Genomic DNA, 16,630 nt, shown 5'->3' on the forward strand with positions numbered 1-16,630 from the left:
TCCGGGCAAGGCAATTCCGCGAGGCCTGGCTGATGCCGGGCCTCGCGCGTTTGGGCACGGATCATTTTGTGCAACCTGCTTTTGCTAGGATGGATGAACCCTGCAAGAGGATGCACCGATGGCCGACCCGGCGAACGATTTCATCAAGGACTATCAGGCGCTGGCGCAGCAATCCTGGGATGCCTGGACGCGCCAGTTGCAGCCGTCACCCGCAGCCAATCCGTTTGCGCCGTCACCAGCGCCAGCCGCTGGCAACGACACGCTGGAGCGCACGCTGGCCGGGTTGAAGGGGTATTTCGACTGGATGCAGGCGGCCGCCAGCGGCGGCGCGGCCCAGCCGGCCACGGACTGGCATCAGCAACTGCAGCAGATGTTCGGCGGTGCCAGCCAACCATTCACGCAGGCGTTCGGTGGCATCGACAGCGCTGCTGCCGAAGGTTTTGCGCGGCAATGGCAGGCGTGGATGCAGGCGGCTCGACACAGCGGTTTTGCTGACGTGGCGGGGGCACAAGGGCCGACGCCGGCTTTCGGCCTGAACCGTGAGCAGCAGATGCAGCAGCAGGCACTGGCCATCGCCTTGACGACCTCGATACAGGCCATCGCGCGTTACCAGGAGCTGATCCAGCGCGCCAACACGCAAGGCATGCAGCGTCTGCAAGACAAGCTGGCCGAGCCGGGTCGCCAGGTCGATTCGCTGAAAGCGCTGTACGACCTGTGGGTGGATGCCTCCGAAGAGGCCTACGCCGAGATCGCGTTGTCCGACGAGTTCTGCGATGTTTACGGCGAGATGGCCGACACGCAGATGCGCGTGCGCCAGCTGCAGCAGCAGCAGACCGAGCAGATGTGCCAGCAGCTCGGCATGCCGACGCGCAGCGAGGTGTCCAGCCTCGGCGAACGGCTGCAGGCCCTGCGCCGCGAGTTTCGCGCCAGCCATCAATCCGGTGCATCCGCCGACCATGCCGACGAGATCATGGCCCTGCACCGTGAGCTGGCGGCGCTGAAACGCCAGTTGGCCAATGGCCGAACCGCGGCGTCGGCACCGAAGAAGAGCGCGCCCGCGAAATCCGCGGCGGCAGCGAAGAAGGCGCCGGCAAAAGCGACACGCAAACCGACCGCCGCGCCCGTTCCCAGCCCGCGCAAGCGCAAGTAAAGGAGACTCGCCATGCAAACGCCATTGCGCATCGACCCGGCCAGGGCGCTGGCCGACATCGCTACCTTCCAGCGCAAGCTGGCCGCCGGCATGGGCAACCTGCGCAACGTGCGCGAGCCCGAATACGCCAACACGCCGCGCGAACTGGTCTACAGCGAGGACAAGCTGAAGGTCTGGCATTTCACCGGCCACGGTAAGCCCACCGCGAAGACCCCGCTGCTGATCGTCTACGCGCTGGTCAACACGGTGTGGATGACCGACCTGCAGGCTGACCGTTCGATGGTGCGCAACCTGCTGGAGCAGGGCGAGGACGTCTACCTGATCGACTGGGGCTATCCGGACGGCGCCGACCGCTGGCTGACCCTGGACGACTACATCAACGGCTACCTCGACCGCTGCGTCGACGCGGTGCGCGCGCGGCACGACCTGGATGCGATCAGCCTGCTCGGCATCTGCCAGGGCGGCGCGTTCTCACTGTGCTACACCGCGCTGCACCCGGACAAGGTGAAGAACCTGATCACCATGGTCACCCCAGTGGATTTCCACACCCCGGACAACATGCTGTCGGGCTGGTGCCGCCGCATGGACGTGGACCTGTTCGTCGACACCATGGGCAACATCCCGGCCGGGTTGATGAACTATGTCTACCTCACGCTGAAGCCGCTGCGGCTGAACCAGCAGAAGTACATCGACATGGTCGATATCCTCGACAAACCTGCCGAGCTGGAGAACTTCCTGCGCATGGAGCGCTGGATCTTCGATTCGCCGGACCAGGCCGGCGAGGCGTTCCGCGAGTTCATCAAGGATTTCTACCAGGGCAACAAGCTGGTCGAGGGCACGCTTCAGATCGGTGGTCAGAACGTGGATCTGGGCATGATCACCCAGCCAGTATTGAACATCTTCGCCGAGCAGGACCACCTGGTGCCGCCGGACGCCTCGCGTGCGCTGGGCAAGCACGTCGGCACCACCGACTACACCCAGCTCGCGTTCAAGGGCGGCCACATCGGCATCTACGTGTCCGGTCGCGCCCAGCGCGAAGTGCCGCCGGCAATCCACCAGTGGTTGCGCCAGCGCGACTGAAGCGTCGCCGCGCCTGCCGTGTGAAATACGCACGCAGCAGGCGATAATGGACGGATGAGCGCATCCACCGACACCCACGATTCCATCCGCGCCGTGCAGTGGCGGGGCGATCACCTGCGCCTGCTCGACCAGCGCCTGCTGCCCGGCGAGGAGCGCTGGATCGACTGCCGCGACGCCGCGCAGGTCACCCAGGCGATCCGCGATCTGGCGGTGCGCGGCGCACCGGCGATCGGCATTGCCGCCGCGTGGGGCGTGGCGATGGCGGCGCAGCAGGGCGTGCCGCTGGAACCGGTGCTGGCCACGCTGCGCGCGGCGCGACCCACCGCGGTGAACCTGATGTGGGCGCTGGACCGGATGAAACGGCGCATCGCGACCGGCGCTGATGCCGACGTGCTGCGGCGCGAGGCGCAGGCGATCCAGGATGAAGACCTGGCCGCGAACCGGCGGATGGGCGAGTCGGGCGCCAGCCTGATTGCCGCCGGTTCGGGCGTGCTGACCCACTGCAACACCGGCTCGCTGGCCACCGCCGGCTACGGCACCGCGCTGGGCGTGATCCGCGCCGGCGTGGCGGCGGGCCGGATCGCGCGGGTCTACGCCGGCGAAACGCGGCCGTGGCAGCAGGGTGCGCGGCTGACCATGTGGGAGCTGGTGCGCGACGGCATCCCGGCACGGCTGATCGCCGATTCCGCCGCCGCGCACCTGATGAAATCCGGCGCGGTGCAGTGGGTGATCGTGGGCGCCGACCGGATCGCCGCGAACGGCGATACCGCGAACAAGATCGGCACCTATCAGCTGGCGATCGCGGCGAAGTACCACGGCGTGAAATTCATGGTGGTGGCACCGTCCTCCACCGTCGACATGGCCACCGGCAGCGGCGAGGAAATCGAGATCGAGTTGCGTGACCCGGCCGAGCTGCTCGGTATCGCCGGTCGTCGCGTCGTGGTCGAGGGTGCGCAGGCCTGGAACCCGGTGTTCGACGTGACGCCGGCGGAGCTGATCGACGCGATCGTGACCGAGCGCGGCGTGATCGAGCGGCCGAGCAGCCTGGCGATGCAGGCCATGTTCGGATGATGAAACTCCCGCGCGAGATCGCGCTGTTCGCCGTCGGCGGCGTGCTGGGCTTGCTGGTCGACGCCGGGATCGTGCAGGCGCTGGTTGGCTGGGCCGCCTGGAATCCCTACCTTGCCCGCGTGCTGTCGTTCCTGGTCGCGGCAACGGTGACCTGGTGGTGGAACCGCCGGTACACCTTTGCCGCACGCAGCAGCAACCGCGCGGCACATGCCGAATGGTTGCACTGGCTGGGGCTGATGAGTCTCGGCGCAGTGGTCAATTACGGGGTTTACGCCCTGCTGCTGGTGGGCTTCCCGCTGCTGCAGCGCTGGCCGGCACCGGCCGCCGCCGCCGGTTCCGCCGTGGCCGCACTGATCAATTTTTCGACAGCGCGCGGGATGCTTTTCAAGTCCACCGAAACATTGTCTTAAGTCATTGATTCATATTGGTTAAATACTGTAGTTTTGACACCATTCGTGCTACACTCCACAGGTTGATTTCGGGTCGCTTGCGCATGCGCTTGAGGCGCGGTGCCAGCGTCCTTTTTTCGTTATCAGGGAAGCCGATTGATGGCAGAGCTCGCCAAAGAAGTGATACGCGTCAACATTGAAGACGAGATGCGCCAGAGCTATCTCGACTACGCCATGAGCGTGATCGTGGGCCGCGCACTTCCGGATGTCCGCGACGGTCTGAAACCCGTGCATCGCCGCGTGCTGTTCGCGATGAACGAGCTGGGCAACGTATACAACAAACCGTACAAGAAGTCGGCCCGCGTGGTCGGTGACGTCATCGGTAAGTACCATCCGCACGGCGACCAGTCGGTGTATGACGCGATCGTACGCCTGGCGCAGCCGTTCTCGCTGCGCTACATGCTGGTCGACGGCCAGGGCAACTTCGGCTCGGTCGACGGCGACAGCGCCGCGGCGATGCGTTACACCGAGGTGCGCATGTCGCGGCTCAGCCACGAGCTGCTGGCCGACATCGACAAGGAAACCGTCGACTTCGGTCCGAACTACGACGAGAGCGAGCACGAACCGCTGGTGCTGCCCACGCGCGTGCCGAACCTGCTGGTTAACGGCTCGGCCGGCATCGCGGTGGGCATGGCCACCAACATCCCGCCGCACAACCTCAACGAGGTGATCGCCGCGACGATCGCGCTGATCGACGAACCTGCGCTCTCGATCGACGACCTGATGCACTACATCCCCGGCCCGGATTTTCCGACCCACGGCATCATCAACGGTTCCTCCGGCATCATCGAGGCCTACCGCACCGGTCGCGGTCGCATCCTGGTGCGCGCGAAGGCCGAGATCGAGACCGAGTCGAACGGCCGCGAGACGATCATCGTCCATGAGCTGCCGTATCAGGTGAACAAGGCCCGGCTGATCGAGAAGATCGCCGAGCTGGTCAAGGAGAAGAAGCTCGAAGGCATCAGCGAGCTGCGCGACGAGTCCGACAAGGACGGCATGCGTGTCGTCATCGAAATCCGCAAGGATGCGATGGGCGATGTGGTGCTGAACAACCTGTTCCAGCAGACCCAGCTGCAGGTCACCTTCGGCATCAACATGGTGGCCTTGCTGGACGGCCAGCCGAAGCTGCTCAATCTCAAGGACATCCTCGAGGCGTTCATCCGCCATCGGCGCGAGGTGGTCACCCGTCGCACCATCTTCGACCTGCGCAAGGCGCGTGCCCGCGCGCACATCCTCGAAGGCCTCACCGTCGCGCTGGCCAACATCGACGAAATGATCGAGCTGATCAAGACCTCGTCGTCGCCGGCCGAAGCGCGCGAGCGCATGGTGGTGCGGCGCTGGGAAGCGGGCCTGGTGCGGACCCTGTTGTCCGCCAGCGGCGCCGGTGCCTCGCGACCGGAGGACATGGATCCGCGCGATGGCCTGAAGACCGACGGCTACCAGCTGTCCGAGGCGCAGGCACTGGAAATCCTGGCGATGCGCCTGCACCGCCTCACCGGGCTGGAGCAGGAAAAGCTTTCCGACGAATACCGCCAGATCCTGGAAACCATTCGCGGCCTGATCGAGATCCTGGAGAGTCCAGACCGCCTGCTGCAGGTGATCCGCGAGGAACTGGAGGCGATCAAGGCCGAGTTCGGCGATGCGCGCCGTACCGAGATCCAGCACTCGCAGGAGGACCTCAACGTCCTCGATCTGATCACGCCGGAAGACGTCGTGGTCACGCTGTCGCATACCGGCTACGTCAAGCGCCAGCCGGCCAGCGCGTACCGCGCGCAGCGGCGCGGCGGCAGGGGCCGTTCGGCTTCCGCGTTGAAGGACGAGGACGTCGTCGAGCAGCTGTGGGTGGTCAACACGCACGACACCCTGCTCACCTTCACCAGCACCGGTCGCGTCTACTGGCTCAAGGTTTACCAGATGCCGGAGGCCGGTTCCGGCGCGCGCGGCAAGCCGATCATTAACCTGCTGCCGCTGGGCGAGGGCGAGAAGGTGCAGGCGGTGCTGCCGGTGCGCGAATACGGCGATGACCGCTACGTGTTCTTCGCGACCAAGCACGGTACGGTCAAGAAGACTCCGCTGACCGAGTTTGCCTACCAGCTGCAGAAGGGCAAGCAGGCGATCAAGCTCGACGAGGGCGACGCGCTGGTCAACGTGGAACTCACCGACGGCAACAGCGACATCCTGCTGTTCGCCTCCAACGGCAAGGTCAACCGCTTCGACGAGAACACCGTGCGTTCGATGGGCCGCACCGCCACCGGCGTACGTGGCATGCGGCTGGCGGACGGAGCCGAGGTGGTCTCGCTGATCGTGGCGGCGCAGGGCGACATCCTGACCGCGACGGCGCGGGGTTACGGCAAGCGTACCCGGCTCGATGAGTTCCCGAAGAAGGGCCGCGGTACCCAGGGCGTGATCGGCATCCAGTGTTCCGAGCGCAACGGCGCGCTGGTCGCCGCGGTACAGGTCAGCGAGGCGCATGAGCTGATGCTGATTTCCGACCAGGGCACGCTGGTGCGCACCCGCGTGGCGGAAGTCTCGCAGCTGGGCCGCAATACCCAGGGCGTCACCCTGATCCGCCTGCCGGCAGATGAAACGCTGGTCAGCGTGATGCGGCTGGAAGCGGACGAGGACAACGGCGAGGATGCTGCATCCGCCGCGGCACCGGAACCGACCGACGACGACGGCTCTCCGACGGAATCCGCCGAGTAAGGCTGGCGACGAATCGAAAAACCCCGGCCATGCCGGGGTTTTTCTTTCAGTGGCTGATAGCGGCCAGCATCGCCTCGGCACTGGAAACGCGCAGTTCGCCCGGCGCCTCCACCTGCAACAGGCGCACTACGCCGTCCTCCGCATACAGCGCGAAGCGGCGTGCGCGCAGGCCCATGCCGAAGGCGCTGCCGTCCAGTTCCAGGCCCAACGCGCGGGTGAAGTTGGCGTTGCCGTCGGCGAGCATCAGCAGGCCCGGGGGAACCTGCTGGGCGCGGGCCCAGGCCTGCATCACGTAGGCGTCGTTGACTGCCAGGCACATCACCTTCACCCCGGTTTCCTGGAAGTCGGCGTAGCGTTGTGCGTAGCCGGGGAGGTGCCGGCTGGAACAGGTCGGCGTGAAGGCGCCAGGGACGGCGAACAGCACCACGCGGCTTCCGGCAAACAGTTCGCCGGTGCGGCAGGGGCGGATCTCCTCGCCGACCACCGACAGCTCGATATCCGGCAGCGACTGGCCGATCTGGATGGTCATGGTGCGGGCTTCCTTCGTTGGCAACCACGCCATGCTAGCGCCGCGGGACGAAGCTTGTCGCCTTGAATCGGGAACCCTGCAAACCCACTTCCTGAGCAGGCGGCATCGAGCCGCAGACCTTTATCGACGAGGAGATACGAACATGAATCTGAGTCGCAATTTTTCGTGGAATCCGGCCGGCACGGCCAACATCGGCGACATCCGCGAGGCGTTCGATCGCCTGCTGGGCAACCCGGCCGAGGCGGACCAGTCCAACGTGGTGACCAGCCAATGGGCACCGCGCGTGGACATCAAGGAAGAGGACAAGCGTTTCGTGATCTACGCTGACATTCCTGGCGTGGACCCGGAGAAAATCGAGGTGAGCATGGAGAAGGGCATCCTCACCATCAAGGGCGAACGCACCGTGGAGAACCGCGAGCAGAACGGCAAGTTCACCCGGCTGGAGCGTTCGCACGGCGTGTTCTATCGGCGCTTCGCGCTGCCCGACAGTGCCGATGCCGACGGCGTCACCGCGCATGGCAGGCATGGCGTGCTGGAAATCGTCATTCCGAAGAAGGCGGAGACCACGCCACGCCGCATCACCATCAATACCGGCAGCTGAAACATTTCCGCGAGCATTGCGCGGACGACCTGCCGCAGACCATGATCCGCGGCAGGTCGTTGCGTGTGGAAGAGATCGAACCGGCGGGAGCGGTGCGTGGAATTCAAAGACTATTACGACATTCTGGGCGTGAAGCCCGAGGCGAGCGAGGCCGAGATCAAGGCCGCGTATCGCAAGCTGGCGCGCAAATACCATCCGGACAAGAACAAGGAGGCCGGCGCCGAGGAGAAATTCAAGGCGGTCAATGAGGCCAACGAAGTGCTCAAGGACACCGAGAAGCGGCGTTCCTATGACCAGCTGCGTGCCGGCGGCTACCGGCAGGGCGAGCAGTTCCGGCCGCCGCCGGGCTGGCAGGGGCAGCAGGGTTTCGGTGGCGGCGACAGCGACTTCAGCGATTTCTTCGAGAGCCTGTTCGGTCGCGGTGCCGCCGGCAGCCATCATGGCCAGCCGCGGTCGCGTCGCGGCCGCGACGTGCAGGCATCGGTGCAGATCGACCTGCAGACCGCGTTCGACGGTGGCCGCACGCGGCTGGCCATGCAGGATCAGGCAGGTGGCGAGCGCGTGCTGGAGGTGAAGATTCCGGCGGGCATCCAGCCGGGCCAGGTGATCCGCCTGTCCGGCCAGGGGCATCCCGGCACGGCCGGCGGGCCGAATGGCGACCTGCTGCTGGAGGTGGGTATCCGCGACGATGCGCGTTTCCGGCTGGACGGCCGCAATGTGGTGCACGTGTTGCCGATCGCACCGTGGGAAGCCGCGCTGGGTGCCACCGTGCCGGTACCGACGCTGGCCGGTACGGTCGACCTGCGCATCCCGGCGGGCTCGCAATCGGGGCGCAAACTGCGCCTGAAGGGGCGTGGCATGCCGGGCGCGAATCCGGGCGATCAACTGGTGGAGTTGTCGATCCGTGCGCCAGCGGCGGAGAGCGATAAACAGCGCGCGGCGTACGAAGCGCTGCACGAGGCATTCGCGAACTTCGATCCGCGCCACTGAGCTGCGGGCGGCATAAACGAAAACGGCGCCTGCGGGCGCCGTTTTTCACGAAGCGTGGTGGGGATCAGCCCGGCAGGAATTCCTGCAGCGCCTTGAGCAGCTCCTCTTCCTTGATCGGCTTGGTCACGTAGGCCTTGGCGCCTTGGCGCATACCCCAGACGCGGTCGGTCTCCTGGTCCTTGGTGGTCACCAGGATGATCGGAATGTGCGCGGTCTCGGCGTTCTTGCTGATCGTGCGGGTGGCCTGGAAGCCGTTGAGATTGGGCATGACCACGTCCATCAGGATCAGGTCGGGCTTCTCCGCCTTGGCCACTTCCACGCCCGCGGCGCCGTCTTCGGCCGAGAGGGTCTCATGCCCGAGTTTTTCGACGATCCGCTTGATGCCAAGCAGCTGCGACGGGGAGTCGTCGACGATCAGGATGCGTGCCATAAGGTGATAATTCCCTGCGAGTTTCGTTGATTCTAAGCCGTGGTGGTGCGACTTCCAAGCGCGGTTTCGTCACACCGCGCCGTCGACGCGCACCAGGGTGCGTCCAAACGACTCGCCCGCGAGCATGTGCGCAAACACCTTGGGCAGCTCCTCGAGGCTGGTCTCACGGGTGACGATGCGATCCAGGTGCCGCGGCTTCCAGTCGCCGGCAAGGTGCTGCCAGATCCGGTCGCGCAGATGGCGGGCGGTGCCGGCCGAGGCGATCCCGAGCAGGCTCACGCCGCGGATGATGAACGGCATCACCGTGCTGTCGATGGCGATGCCGCCGGCGTTGCCGCAGATCGCCACGTTGCCGTACGGCGCGATCAGCGGCAACAGTCCACCGAGCATGCTGCCGCCGACGTTGTCCAGCGCGCCGCCGAAGCGGGCGGAGTCCATCGGCTTGCCGCTGAAGGCGAGCTGGTGGCGGTCGATGCATTCGCTGGCGCCGAGGCCGCGCAGGAAGTCGAAGTGGTCGGCCTTGCCGCTGATCGCGTGCACCTCGTAACCGGCGCGGCTGAAGATGTCGATCGCCAGCATGCCGACGCCACCGCTGGCGCCGGTCACCGCGATCGGACCCAGCGTCGGCGATTGCCGGTTGTCCTGCATGCGCAGCAGGGCCAGTGCCGCGGTGAAGCCGGCGGTGCCGATGATCATGCTTTCGCGCAGGCTCAAGCCGACCGGCAGCGGGATCGTCCAGCGTGCGTCGAGGCGCGCGTATTCGCCGTAGCCGCCGTCGCGCGTCTCGGACAGCCCGCTGCCGGTGCACAGCACGGCGTCGCCTTCCCTGAACGCCGGATCGGTCGAGGCGACCACGTGGCCCGCCACGTCGATGCCGCCGTTGAGCGGGTACTGGCGCAGGATGCGGCCCTTGCCGGTGCCGGCCAGCGCATCCTTGTAGTTGACCGAAGAATACGCGACCTTGACCAGCACTTCGCCGGACGACAGCGCGCTGGTGTCCATGGTGTCGATGTCGGCGCGGTAGCCGGCATCGTCGTTGTGGATGCGGAAAGCACGGAAACGGGGCATCTCGACCTCCTGCAGAATCAGGCGTGGACGCTGCGGGAGGAAATCCACTTGGGCGTGTAGCTGCCTTCGTAGTCCCGCATCCAGTCGAACAACGCGGCGATGTCGTCGCCGAACCATATGCTGTCGCGCTGCGCCGCCTTCACGAAGGATTCGTCGACCATGTGCGCCATCAGCGTGCGCAGGTCGCGGTAGTAGCCGCGCACGTCGAGGAAGGCGCAGGGGTAGCGGTGCAGGCCGAGCTGGGCCCAGGTCAGCATTTCGAACATCTCGTCCATGGTGCCGAAGCCGCCGGGCAGGGCGACGAAGGCGTCGGACAGTTCGTACATGCGCGTCTTGCGCTGGTGCATGGTTTCGACCACCACCAGTTCAGTCAGGCCAGGGTGGGCCACTTCCAGTTCCACCAGCTGGCGCGGAATCACGCCAACCACCCTGCCGCCACCGGCCAGCACCGCGTCGGCCACCACGCCCATCAGGCCGACGTTGCCGCCACCGTAGACCAGCGCGATGCCGCGCCGGGCCATCTCGGTGCCAAAGGCGTGGGCCTGTTCGGCGTATTCGGGATGCCGGCCGCTGTTGGAGCCGCAGTAGACACAGATGGCGGTGGGTTGGGGCATGCGTGTTCCGTTGAAACGCGTTTTCGTAGGAGCCCGCTTGCGGACGATGCTTTGAAAGCCGAGATTCGGGATGGCAAAAACATCGCCCGCAGGCGGGCTCCTACGGGAGACGAAACGGCCCGCTCAGGTTGTCAGGAGCGGGCCGAGGCTCTGGATCCCGGATTGACGCCCATCCATGGGCTGTCCGGGATGAGCCCATCATGGCCTCAGTTGCCCTTGTGGATGGCGCGCTTGTCGACCGACAGCGCGGCCTCGTGCACGGCCTCGGACAGGGTCGGATGCGCGTGGACGATGCGGGCCAGATCTTCGGACGAACCCTTGAACTCCATCGCCACCACGCACTCGGCGATCAGCTCGGATACGCCCGGGCCGACCATGTGCACGCCGAGGATGCGGTCGGTCTCCGCGTGGGCGAGCATCTTCACCTGGCCCACCGCCTCGTTCATCGCCACGGCGCGGCCGATGGCGGCGAACGGGAAGGTGCCGACCTTGTACGGCACGCCGGCGTCCTTCAGCTCCTTCTCGGTCTTGCCGGCCCAGGCCACTTCCGGCTCGGTGTAGATCACGGACGGGATGGTGTCGTAGTTGACGTGGCCCGCCTTGCCGGCGATCCACTCGGCCACCGCCACGCCTTCCTCGGAACCCTTGTGCGCCAGCATCGGGCCGCGCACGGCGTCGCCGATCGCCCACACGCCGTCCACGCCGGTATGGCAGTGCTCGTCGACCAGGATGCGGCCGCGCTCGTCCACCTTCACGCCGGTGTCGTCGGCCAGCAGGTCCTTGGTGTAGGCGCGGCGGCCCACGGCCACCAGCAGCTTGTCGACCACGAGCTTCTGCTCGCCGTTCTTGTCGGTGTAGGTGAGGTGCACGCCGTCCTTCTTCACCTCGGCCTTGTTGAGCTTGGCGTCGAGCTTGATGTCCAGGCCCTGCTTGGCGAACTCCTTCGCGGCAATCTTGGCGATGTCGGCATCGGCCACCGAGAGGAAGTCGGGCAGTGCTTCGATGATCGTAACTTCCGCGCCCATGCGGCGCCACACGCTGCCCAGCTCCAGGCCGATCACGCCGGCGCCGATCACGCCCAGGCGCTTCGGTACCTCGGTGAAGTCCAGCGCGCCGGCGTTGTCGACGATCGCCTTGCCGTCGAACTTGGCGAACGGCAGTTCGATCGGGATGGAGCCCGAAGCGAGGATCACGTTGGTGGCGCTGATCGTCTGCTTGCTGCCGTCGGCGGCGGTGACCTCGACCGAGTTGCCCTTCAGCAGCTTGCCGGTGCCGAAGAACGGCGTGACCTTGTTCGCCTTGAACAGCTGGCCGATGCCGCCGGTGAACTGCTTGACGATCTTGTCCTTGCGGCCGATGAAGGTGGCCATGTCGACCTTCGGATTGTCGACGCTGATGCCGTGCGCCGGCAGATTGTGCGCGATGTTCCAGTACTGGCGCGAGGAATCCAGCAGCGCCTTGGACGGGATGCAGCCCACGTTGAGGCAGGTGCCCCCCAGCGCCGCCTTGCCGTCCTTGCCGGTGAACGCGTCGATGCAAGCCGTCTTCAGGCCCAGCTGCGCGGCGCGGATCGCCGCCACATAGCCGGCCGGACCGGCGCCGATGACGATGACATCGTATTTTTCGCTCATTTCATTCGCTCACACGGGATTCGGGATTGGGGATTCGGGATTCGCAAGGGCAAAGGCGTGCGGCGCTGCGGTAAGTCCCGAATGTCATGCGGGATTCGGTGGGGAAGAGATTCGAAAGGGCGTCAAATGCGCGCGCTTTTCCGAATCCCGAATCCCCAATCCCGGGCCTCGTCAGAGGCCCAGCAACATCCTTTGCGGATTCTCCAGCTGGTTCTTGATGTCGACCAGGAACAGCACCGCGTCCTTGCCGTCGATGATGCGGTGGTCGTAGCTGATCGCGATGTACATCATCGGCGCGGCGATGATCTGGCCGTTCTCGACGATGGCGCGCTCCTTGATCGTGTGCATGCCGAGGATGGCGCTCTGCGGCGGGTTGACGATCGGGGTGGAGAACAGCGAGCCGAACGTGCCGCCGTTGGTGATGGTGAACGTGCCGCCCTGCAGGTCGTCCAGGGTGAGCTTGTTGTTGCGCGCCTTGGTGGCGTAGTCGGCAATGGCCTGCTCGACGTCGGCGAAGCTCATGTCCTGCACGTCGCGCAGCACCGGCGTGACCAGGCCCTTGTCGGTGGACACGGCGATCGAGATGTCCTGGTAGCCGTGGTAGATCACGTCGTTGCCGTCGACCGAGGCGTTGACGTAGGGGTAGCGCTTCAGCGCCTCGGCGGCGGCCTTGACGAAGAAGCTCATGAAGCCGAGCTTGATGCCGTGTTCCTTCTGGAACGCGTCGCCGAGGGCTTTGCGCATCTTCATCACTTCGGCCAGGTTCACCTCGTTGAACGAGGTGAGCATGGCGATCGAGTTCTTCGACTGCATCAGGCGCTCGGCGATGCGCGCGCGCATGCGGGTCATCGGCACGCGCTCTTCCGGGCGTGCGCCGGGGGTCGGCTTCGCGGCCGGTGCGGCGGCGGGAGCCGCGGCAGGGCGTGAACCGGCGTTGACCACGTCTTCCTTGATGATGCGGCCGTCGCGGCCGGTGCCGGCGATGGCGGAGGTGTCGACCTTGTTCTCGCTGGCGACGCGTTGCGCGGCAGGCGAAAGCGCGGCGGCGGCCTTCGGCACGACCGGGGCGGGAGCCGCCGCGGCCGGGGCGGGAGCGGCGGCAGCCGGTGCCGGTGCCGGCACGGCGGCCACGGCGCCTTCCTCGATGATCGCGATGATCTGCCCGCTGTTCACCGTGTCGCCGACCTGGTGGCGGATTTCCTTCAGCACGCCGTCGACCGGCGAAGGCACCTCCAGCACCACCTTGTCGGTTTCGAGGTCGATCAGGTTCTCGTCGCGCTTCACCGCGTCGCCGGCCTGCTTGTGCCAGCTGGCGATGGTGGCGTCGGAGACGGACTCGGGCAGGACGGGGACTTTGAGTTCGATGGACATGGGAATCCTTGAGTTGGTGCGCTTATCCATGATTGCGGAGATCAAGAAGCGGCCATCCTGGCCGCACTGTTCAGGGAAGCTGCTTTATTCCGCGGCGTGGTCGGTACCCACCGAGGCGGCCAGCGCCTGCTCGACGAGCGCCGCCTGTTCCGCAACGTGGGTGTTGTGGTGGCCGGCGGCGGGTGCCGGCGAGCGCGCACGCCCCGCATAGGAGAGACTGTGCTTGCTGCCGATGCAGGCCTGCAGGTGGTGGCGGATCTGGAACCAGGCGCCCTGGTTCATCGGTTCCTCCTGGCACCAGATCACTTCCTTGGCGGAAGGATATTTGTCCAGTTCTGCCGTCACTTCCTCGCGCGGGAACGGGTACAGCTGCTCGACGCGCGCGATCGCCACGTCGGCCAGCCCGCGCTTCTCCGCTTCCTCCAGCAGGTCGTAGTAGACCCTGCCGGAACACAGCACCACGCGCTTGACCTTCTTCGCAGCCAGCTCGCGATGCTCGCCGATCACCAGCTGGAAGTTGCCGTTGGCCAGCTCGTCCAGCGTGGACACCGCCAGCTTGTAGCGCAGCAGCGACTTCGGCGTCATCACGATCAGCGGCTTGCGCGCGGCACGCAGCATCTGCCGGCGGATCATGTGGAAATTCTGCGCCGGCGTGGTCGGCACGCAGACCTGCATGTTGTCCATCGCGCACAGCTGCAGGAAGCGCTCCAGACGCGCGGAGGAATGCTCCGGGCCCTGGCCTTCGTAGCCGTGCGGCAGCAGCAGCACCAGGCCGCACAGGCGGTTCCACTTCGCCTCGCCGGAGCTGATGAACTGGTCGATCACCACCTGCGCGCCGTTGGCGAAGTCGCCGTACTGGGCTTCCCAGATGTTGAGCGTGTCGGGGTCGGTGGTGGAGTGGCCGTACTCGAACGCCATCACCGCTTCCTCGCTGAGCAGCGAGTCGATCACCTCGACATCGGCGCCCCCGCGCACGGTGGCCAGCGGCATCCAGGTGTGTCCGTCCTTCTGGTCGTGCAGCACCGCATGGCGGTGGAAGAAGGTGCCGCGGCTGGAGTCCTGGCCGACCAGGCGCATGTCGTGGCCGGCATCGACCAGGGTGGCATAGGCCAGGTTCTCGGCGAAGCCCCAGTCGGCCGGCAGCTCGCCCGCGGCCATCTTGCGGCGGTCGTCGTAGATCTTCGCCACGCGGGCCTGCAGGGTGAGGTCCGCCGGCACGGCGAGGATCTTGCCGGCCAGCTCCAGCAGCTTCGGCTTCGGCACCGTGGTGTCGGCCGGCATCGACAGCTTGCCACCGAGGAAGCGGGCCCAGTCGACGTGGCCGTCGCGCACCGGCGCGGTGTCCAGCTCGGTCATCGGCGCGCCGGCTTCCAGCCGCGCGCGATAGGCGTCGAACTGCTTGGCGGCCTCGCCTTCGGCCAGCACGCCTTCCTTCACCAGCTGCTGCTGGTACAGGGCGCGCGCAGTTGGGCGCTTCTTGATGATCTGGTACATCACTGGCTGGGTGGCGGCCGGCTCATCGGCCTCGTTGTGGCCATGGCGGCGGTAGCAGACCAGGTCGATCACCACGTCCTTGCGGAACTGCTTGCGGAACGCGTAGGCAAGCCGGGTCACCAGGATCACCGCTTCCGGATCGTCGCCGTTCACGTGCAGCACCGGCGCATTGACCATCTTGGCCAGGTCGGTGCAGTACATGGTGGAGCGCGCGTCCTGCGGGTTGGAGATGGTGAAGCCGACCTGGTTGTTGATCACGATGTGCAGGCTGCCGCCGATCTTGAAGCCGCGCGCCTGCGACATGTTGAACAGTTCCATGTTCACGCCCTGGCCGGACAGCGCGGCGTCGCCGTGGATCAGCACGGCCATCGACTGCGTGTGCGCGGTATCGCGGCGGCGGGTCTGGCGCGCGTGCACCGAGCCGGTCACCACCGGGTTGACGATTTCCAGGTGCGAGGGATTGAACGCCAGCGCCACGTGCACGCCGCCCTTGGGCGTCTTGACGTCGGCGGAGAAGCCCATGTGGTACTTCACGTCGCCGGAGTGGGCCGGGTCGTCGGGGTGGTCGAAGCGGCCCTCGAACTCGTCGAACAGGGTCTTCGGCGGCTTGCCCAGGATGTTGACCAGCACGTTGAGGCGACCGCGGTGGGCCATGCCGATCACCAGCTCCTTGATGCCGTTGTCGCCGGCGGCGCGCACCACGTCGTCGAGCATCGGGATCAGGCTGTCGCCGCCTTCCAGCGAGAAGCGCTTCTGGCCGACGTACTTGGTGTGCAGGTAGCGCTCCAGGCCCTCGGCGGCGGTGAGGCCGTCCAGCACGCGCTGCTTGCCGGCGTTGTCCAGGCCGCTGCGGCCGGTGGCCTGTTCGAGCCGGCTGTAGATCCAGTTGCGCTGCTCGTGGTTGCTGATGTGCATGAACTCGGCGCCGATCGTGCTGGCGTAGGTCTTCTTCAGCCGATCCAGCAGCTCGCGCAGTTTCAGGCGCTGGCCGCCGCCGGCGTAGTTGCCGGTATCGAATTCGGTGTCGAGGTCGGCGTCGGCGAGGCCGTGGAAGGCGAGGCCGAGGTCCGGCGCGGGCATCTTCTCGGTCAGGCCGAGCGGGTCGAGGTCGGCGGCGAGGTGGCCGCGCGAGCGGTAGGCGGTGAGCAGGCGCAGCACGCCGGCCTGCTTGCGTGCATGCTCGTCGCTCACCGGCGCGGCGGCGACGCCGTTGTGGCGCCGCTTCTGCGCCGCCTCGATGCGCGCGATGGCCGCGGCGTGGGAGACGTCTCCCGCTTCGCGGCCCTTGAAGGAGGCAAAGTAATCGGCCCATTCGGCCGGTACCGACGAGGTGTCGGCCAGCCAGGCGTCATAGAGGGATTCGACGTAATCGGCGTTGCCGCCAGCGAGTTGGGAGGATTCGAAGAACTCGCGAATCAGGTTTGTAGTCACGTCACCACCGGCAGGGAA

The 16,630-nt window shown here is 66.3% G+C and carries 14 protein-coding genes; 7 read left to right on the top strand and 7 right to left on the bottom strand.

Annotated elements, in window-relative coordinates:
* Window positions 1-118 precede the first annotated feature (118 nt).
* The 5 genes from AC3WTD_RS03765 to gyrA all read left to right on the top strand — a co-directional run bounded on the left by AC3WTD_RS03765 (window position 119) and on the right by gyrA (window position 6,453).
* Window positions 119-1,150 (top strand): poly(R)-hydroxyalkanoic acid synthase subunit PhaE, encoded by a 1,032-nt coding sequence (locus AC3WTD_RS03765; protein ID WP_492612936.1) that lies wholly within the window; start codon window positions 119-121, stop codon window positions 1,148-1,150.
* Between the two features lie 12 nt (window positions 1,151-1,162).
* Window positions 1,163-2,230: a class III poly(R)-hydroxyalkanoic acid synthase subunit PhaC gene (locus AC3WTD_RS03770; RefSeq protein ID WP_027492197.1), complete on the top strand. Its 1,068-nt coding sequence runs from the start codon at window positions 1,163-1,165 to the stop codon at window positions 2,228-2,230.
* A 54-nt stretch (window positions 2,231-2,284) separates the two neighbouring features.
* Window positions 2,285-3,301, top strand: a complete 1,017-nt coding sequence (gene mtnA / locus AC3WTD_RS03775) for an S-methyl-5-thioribose-1-phosphate isomerase (protein WP_492612937.1) — start codon at window positions 2,285-2,287, stop codon at window positions 3,299-3,301.
* A complete protein-coding gene (locus AC3WTD_RS03780; protein WP_027492199.1) occupies window positions 3,301-3,711 on the top strand; it encodes a GtrA family protein in 411 nt (136 codons plus the stop codon). Before mtnA ends, AC3WTD_RS03780 begins: the two co-directional genes overlap by 1 nt.
* A 138-nt stretch (window positions 3,712-3,849) precedes the next feature.
* Window positions 3,850-6,453 carry a DNA gyrase subunit A gene (gene gyrA, locus AC3WTD_RS03785; RefSeq protein WP_492612938.1) on the top strand — a complete coding sequence of 868 codons (2,604 nt, stop codon included), beginning with the start codon at window positions 3,850-3,852 and terminating at the stop codon, window positions 6,451-6,453.
* 46 nt (window positions 6,454-6,499) lie between these two features.
* Here the strand turns inward: gyrA and AC3WTD_RS03790 are convergent, their stop codons facing one another.
* The gene (locus AC3WTD_RS03790) at window positions 6,500-6,982 is read right to left on the bottom strand and encodes a peroxiredoxin (RefSeq protein ID WP_027492201.1); all 483 of its coding nucleotides are present in this window, start codon (window positions 6,980-6,982) and stop codon (window positions 6,500-6,502) included.
* A 142-nt stretch (window positions 6,983-7,124) separates the two neighbouring features.
* Here AC3WTD_RS03790 and AC3WTD_RS03795 point away from each other — a divergent pair, with 142 nt between their 5' ends.
* Window positions 7,125-7,583 (top strand): Hsp20/alpha crystallin family protein, encoded by a 459-nt coding sequence (locus AC3WTD_RS03795; RefSeq protein WP_492612939.1) that lies wholly within the window; start codon window positions 7,125-7,127, stop codon window positions 7,581-7,583.
* A gap of 96 nt (window positions 7,584-7,679) precedes the next feature.
* Window positions 7,680-8,573 carry a DnaJ C-terminal domain-containing protein gene (locus AC3WTD_RS03800; RefSeq protein WP_492612940.1) on the top strand — a complete coding sequence of 298 codons (894 nt, stop codon included), beginning with the start codon at window positions 7,680-7,682 and terminating at the stop codon, window positions 8,571-8,573.
* 64 nt (window positions 8,574-8,637) lie between these two features.
* Here the strand turns inward: AC3WTD_RS03800 and pilH are convergent, their stop codons facing one another.
* The 6 genes from pilH to AC3WTD_RS03830 form a co-directional block, all read right to left on the bottom strand.
* On the bottom strand, window positions 8,638-9,003 hold the full coding sequence (gene pilH, locus AC3WTD_RS03805; protein WP_008435575.1) for a twitching motility response regulator PilH: 366 nt from the start codon (window positions 9,001-9,003) through the stop codon (window positions 8,638-8,640).
* A 69-nt stretch (window positions 9,004-9,072) separates the two neighbouring features.
* Entirely contained in the window at window positions 9,073-10,071 is a 999-nt protein-coding gene (locus tag AC3WTD_RS03810) for a YhdH/YhfP family quinone oxidoreductase (protein WP_027492204.1), read from the bottom strand.
* Between the two features lie 17 nt (window positions 10,072-10,088).
* The gene (locus tag AC3WTD_RS03815) at window positions 10,089-10,685 is read right to left on the bottom strand and encodes an LOG family protein (protein ID WP_027492205.1); all 597 of its coding nucleotides are present in this window, start codon (window positions 10,683-10,685) and stop codon (window positions 10,089-10,091) included.
* 206 nt (window positions 10,686-10,891) lie between these two features.
* Window positions 10,892-12,316, bottom strand: a complete 1,425-nt coding sequence (gene lpdA / locus AC3WTD_RS03820) for a dihydrolipoyl dehydrogenase (RefSeq protein WP_492612941.1) — start codon at window positions 12,314-12,316, stop codon at window positions 10,892-10,894.
* Between the two features lie 171 nt (window positions 12,317-12,487).
* The gene (gene odhB, locus AC3WTD_RS03825; protein WP_492612942.1) at window positions 12,488-13,687 is read right to left on the bottom strand and encodes a 2-oxoglutarate dehydrogenase complex dihydrolipoyllysine-residue succinyltransferase; all 1,200 of its coding nucleotides are present in this window, start codon (window positions 13,685-13,687) and stop codon (window positions 12,488-12,490) included.
* A gap of 84 nt (window positions 13,688-13,771) precedes the next feature.
* Window positions 13,772-16,612: a 2-oxoglutarate dehydrogenase E1 component gene (locus AC3WTD_RS03830; protein WP_235642008.1), complete on the bottom strand. Its 2,841-nt coding sequence runs from the start codon at window positions 16,610-16,612 to the stop codon at window positions 13,772-13,774.
* Between the last annotated feature and the right edge of the window lie 18 nt (window positions 16,613-16,630).

The sequence above is a fragment of the Rhodanobacter sp. FW106-PBR-R2A-1-15 genome, from assembly GCF_058789735.1.

What these genes read in the sequence shown, in the direction of transcription:
- AC3WTD_RS03765 (WP_492612936.1), top strand. Translation starts at nt 119, where the DNA reads ATGGCCGACCCGGCGAACGATTTCATCAAGGACTATCAGGCGCTGGCG.
- AC3WTD_RS03770 (WP_027492197.1), top strand. Translation starts at nt 1,163, where the DNA reads ATGCAAACGCCATTGCGCATCGACCCGGCCAGGGCGCTGGCCGACATC.
- mtnA (WP_492612937.1), top strand. Translation starts at nt 2,285, where the DNA reads ATGAGCGCATCCACCGACACCCACGATTCCATCCGCGCCGTGCAGTGG.
- AC3WTD_RS03780 (WP_027492199.1), top strand. Translation starts at nt 3,301, where the DNA reads ATGAAACTCCCGCGCGAGATCGCGCTGTTCGCCGTCGGCGGCGTGCTG.
- gyrA (WP_492612938.1), top strand. Translation starts at nt 3,850, where the DNA reads ATGGCAGAGCTCGCCAAAGAAGTGATACGCGTCAACATTGAAGACGAG.
- AC3WTD_RS03790 (WP_027492201.1), bottom strand. Translation starts at nt 6,982, where the DNA reads ATGACCATCCAGATCGGCCAGTCGCTGCCGGATATCGAGCTGTCGGTG.
- AC3WTD_RS03795 (WP_492612939.1), top strand. Translation starts at nt 7,125, where the DNA reads ATGAATCTGAGTCGCAATTTTTCGTGGAATCCGGCCGGCACGGCCAAC.
- pilH (WP_008435575.1), bottom strand. Translation starts at nt 9,003, where the DNA reads ATGGCACGCATCCTGATCGTCGACGACTCCCCGTCGCAGCTGCTTGGC.
- AC3WTD_RS03810 (WP_027492204.1), bottom strand. Translation starts at nt 10,071, where the DNA reads ATGCCCCGTTTCCGTGCTTTCCGCATCCACAACGACGATGCCGGCTAC.
- AC3WTD_RS03815 (WP_027492205.1), bottom strand. Translation starts at nt 10,685, where the DNA reads ATGCCCCAACCCACCGCCATCTGTGTCTACTGCGGCTCCAACAGCGGC.
- lpdA (WP_492612941.1), bottom strand. Translation starts at nt 12,316, where the DNA reads ATGAGCGAAAAATACGATGTCATCGTCATCGGCGCCGGTCCGGCCGGC.
- odhB (WP_492612942.1), bottom strand. Translation starts at nt 13,687, where the DNA reads ATGTCCATCGAACTCAAAGTCCCCGTCCTGCCCGAGTCCGTCTCCGAC.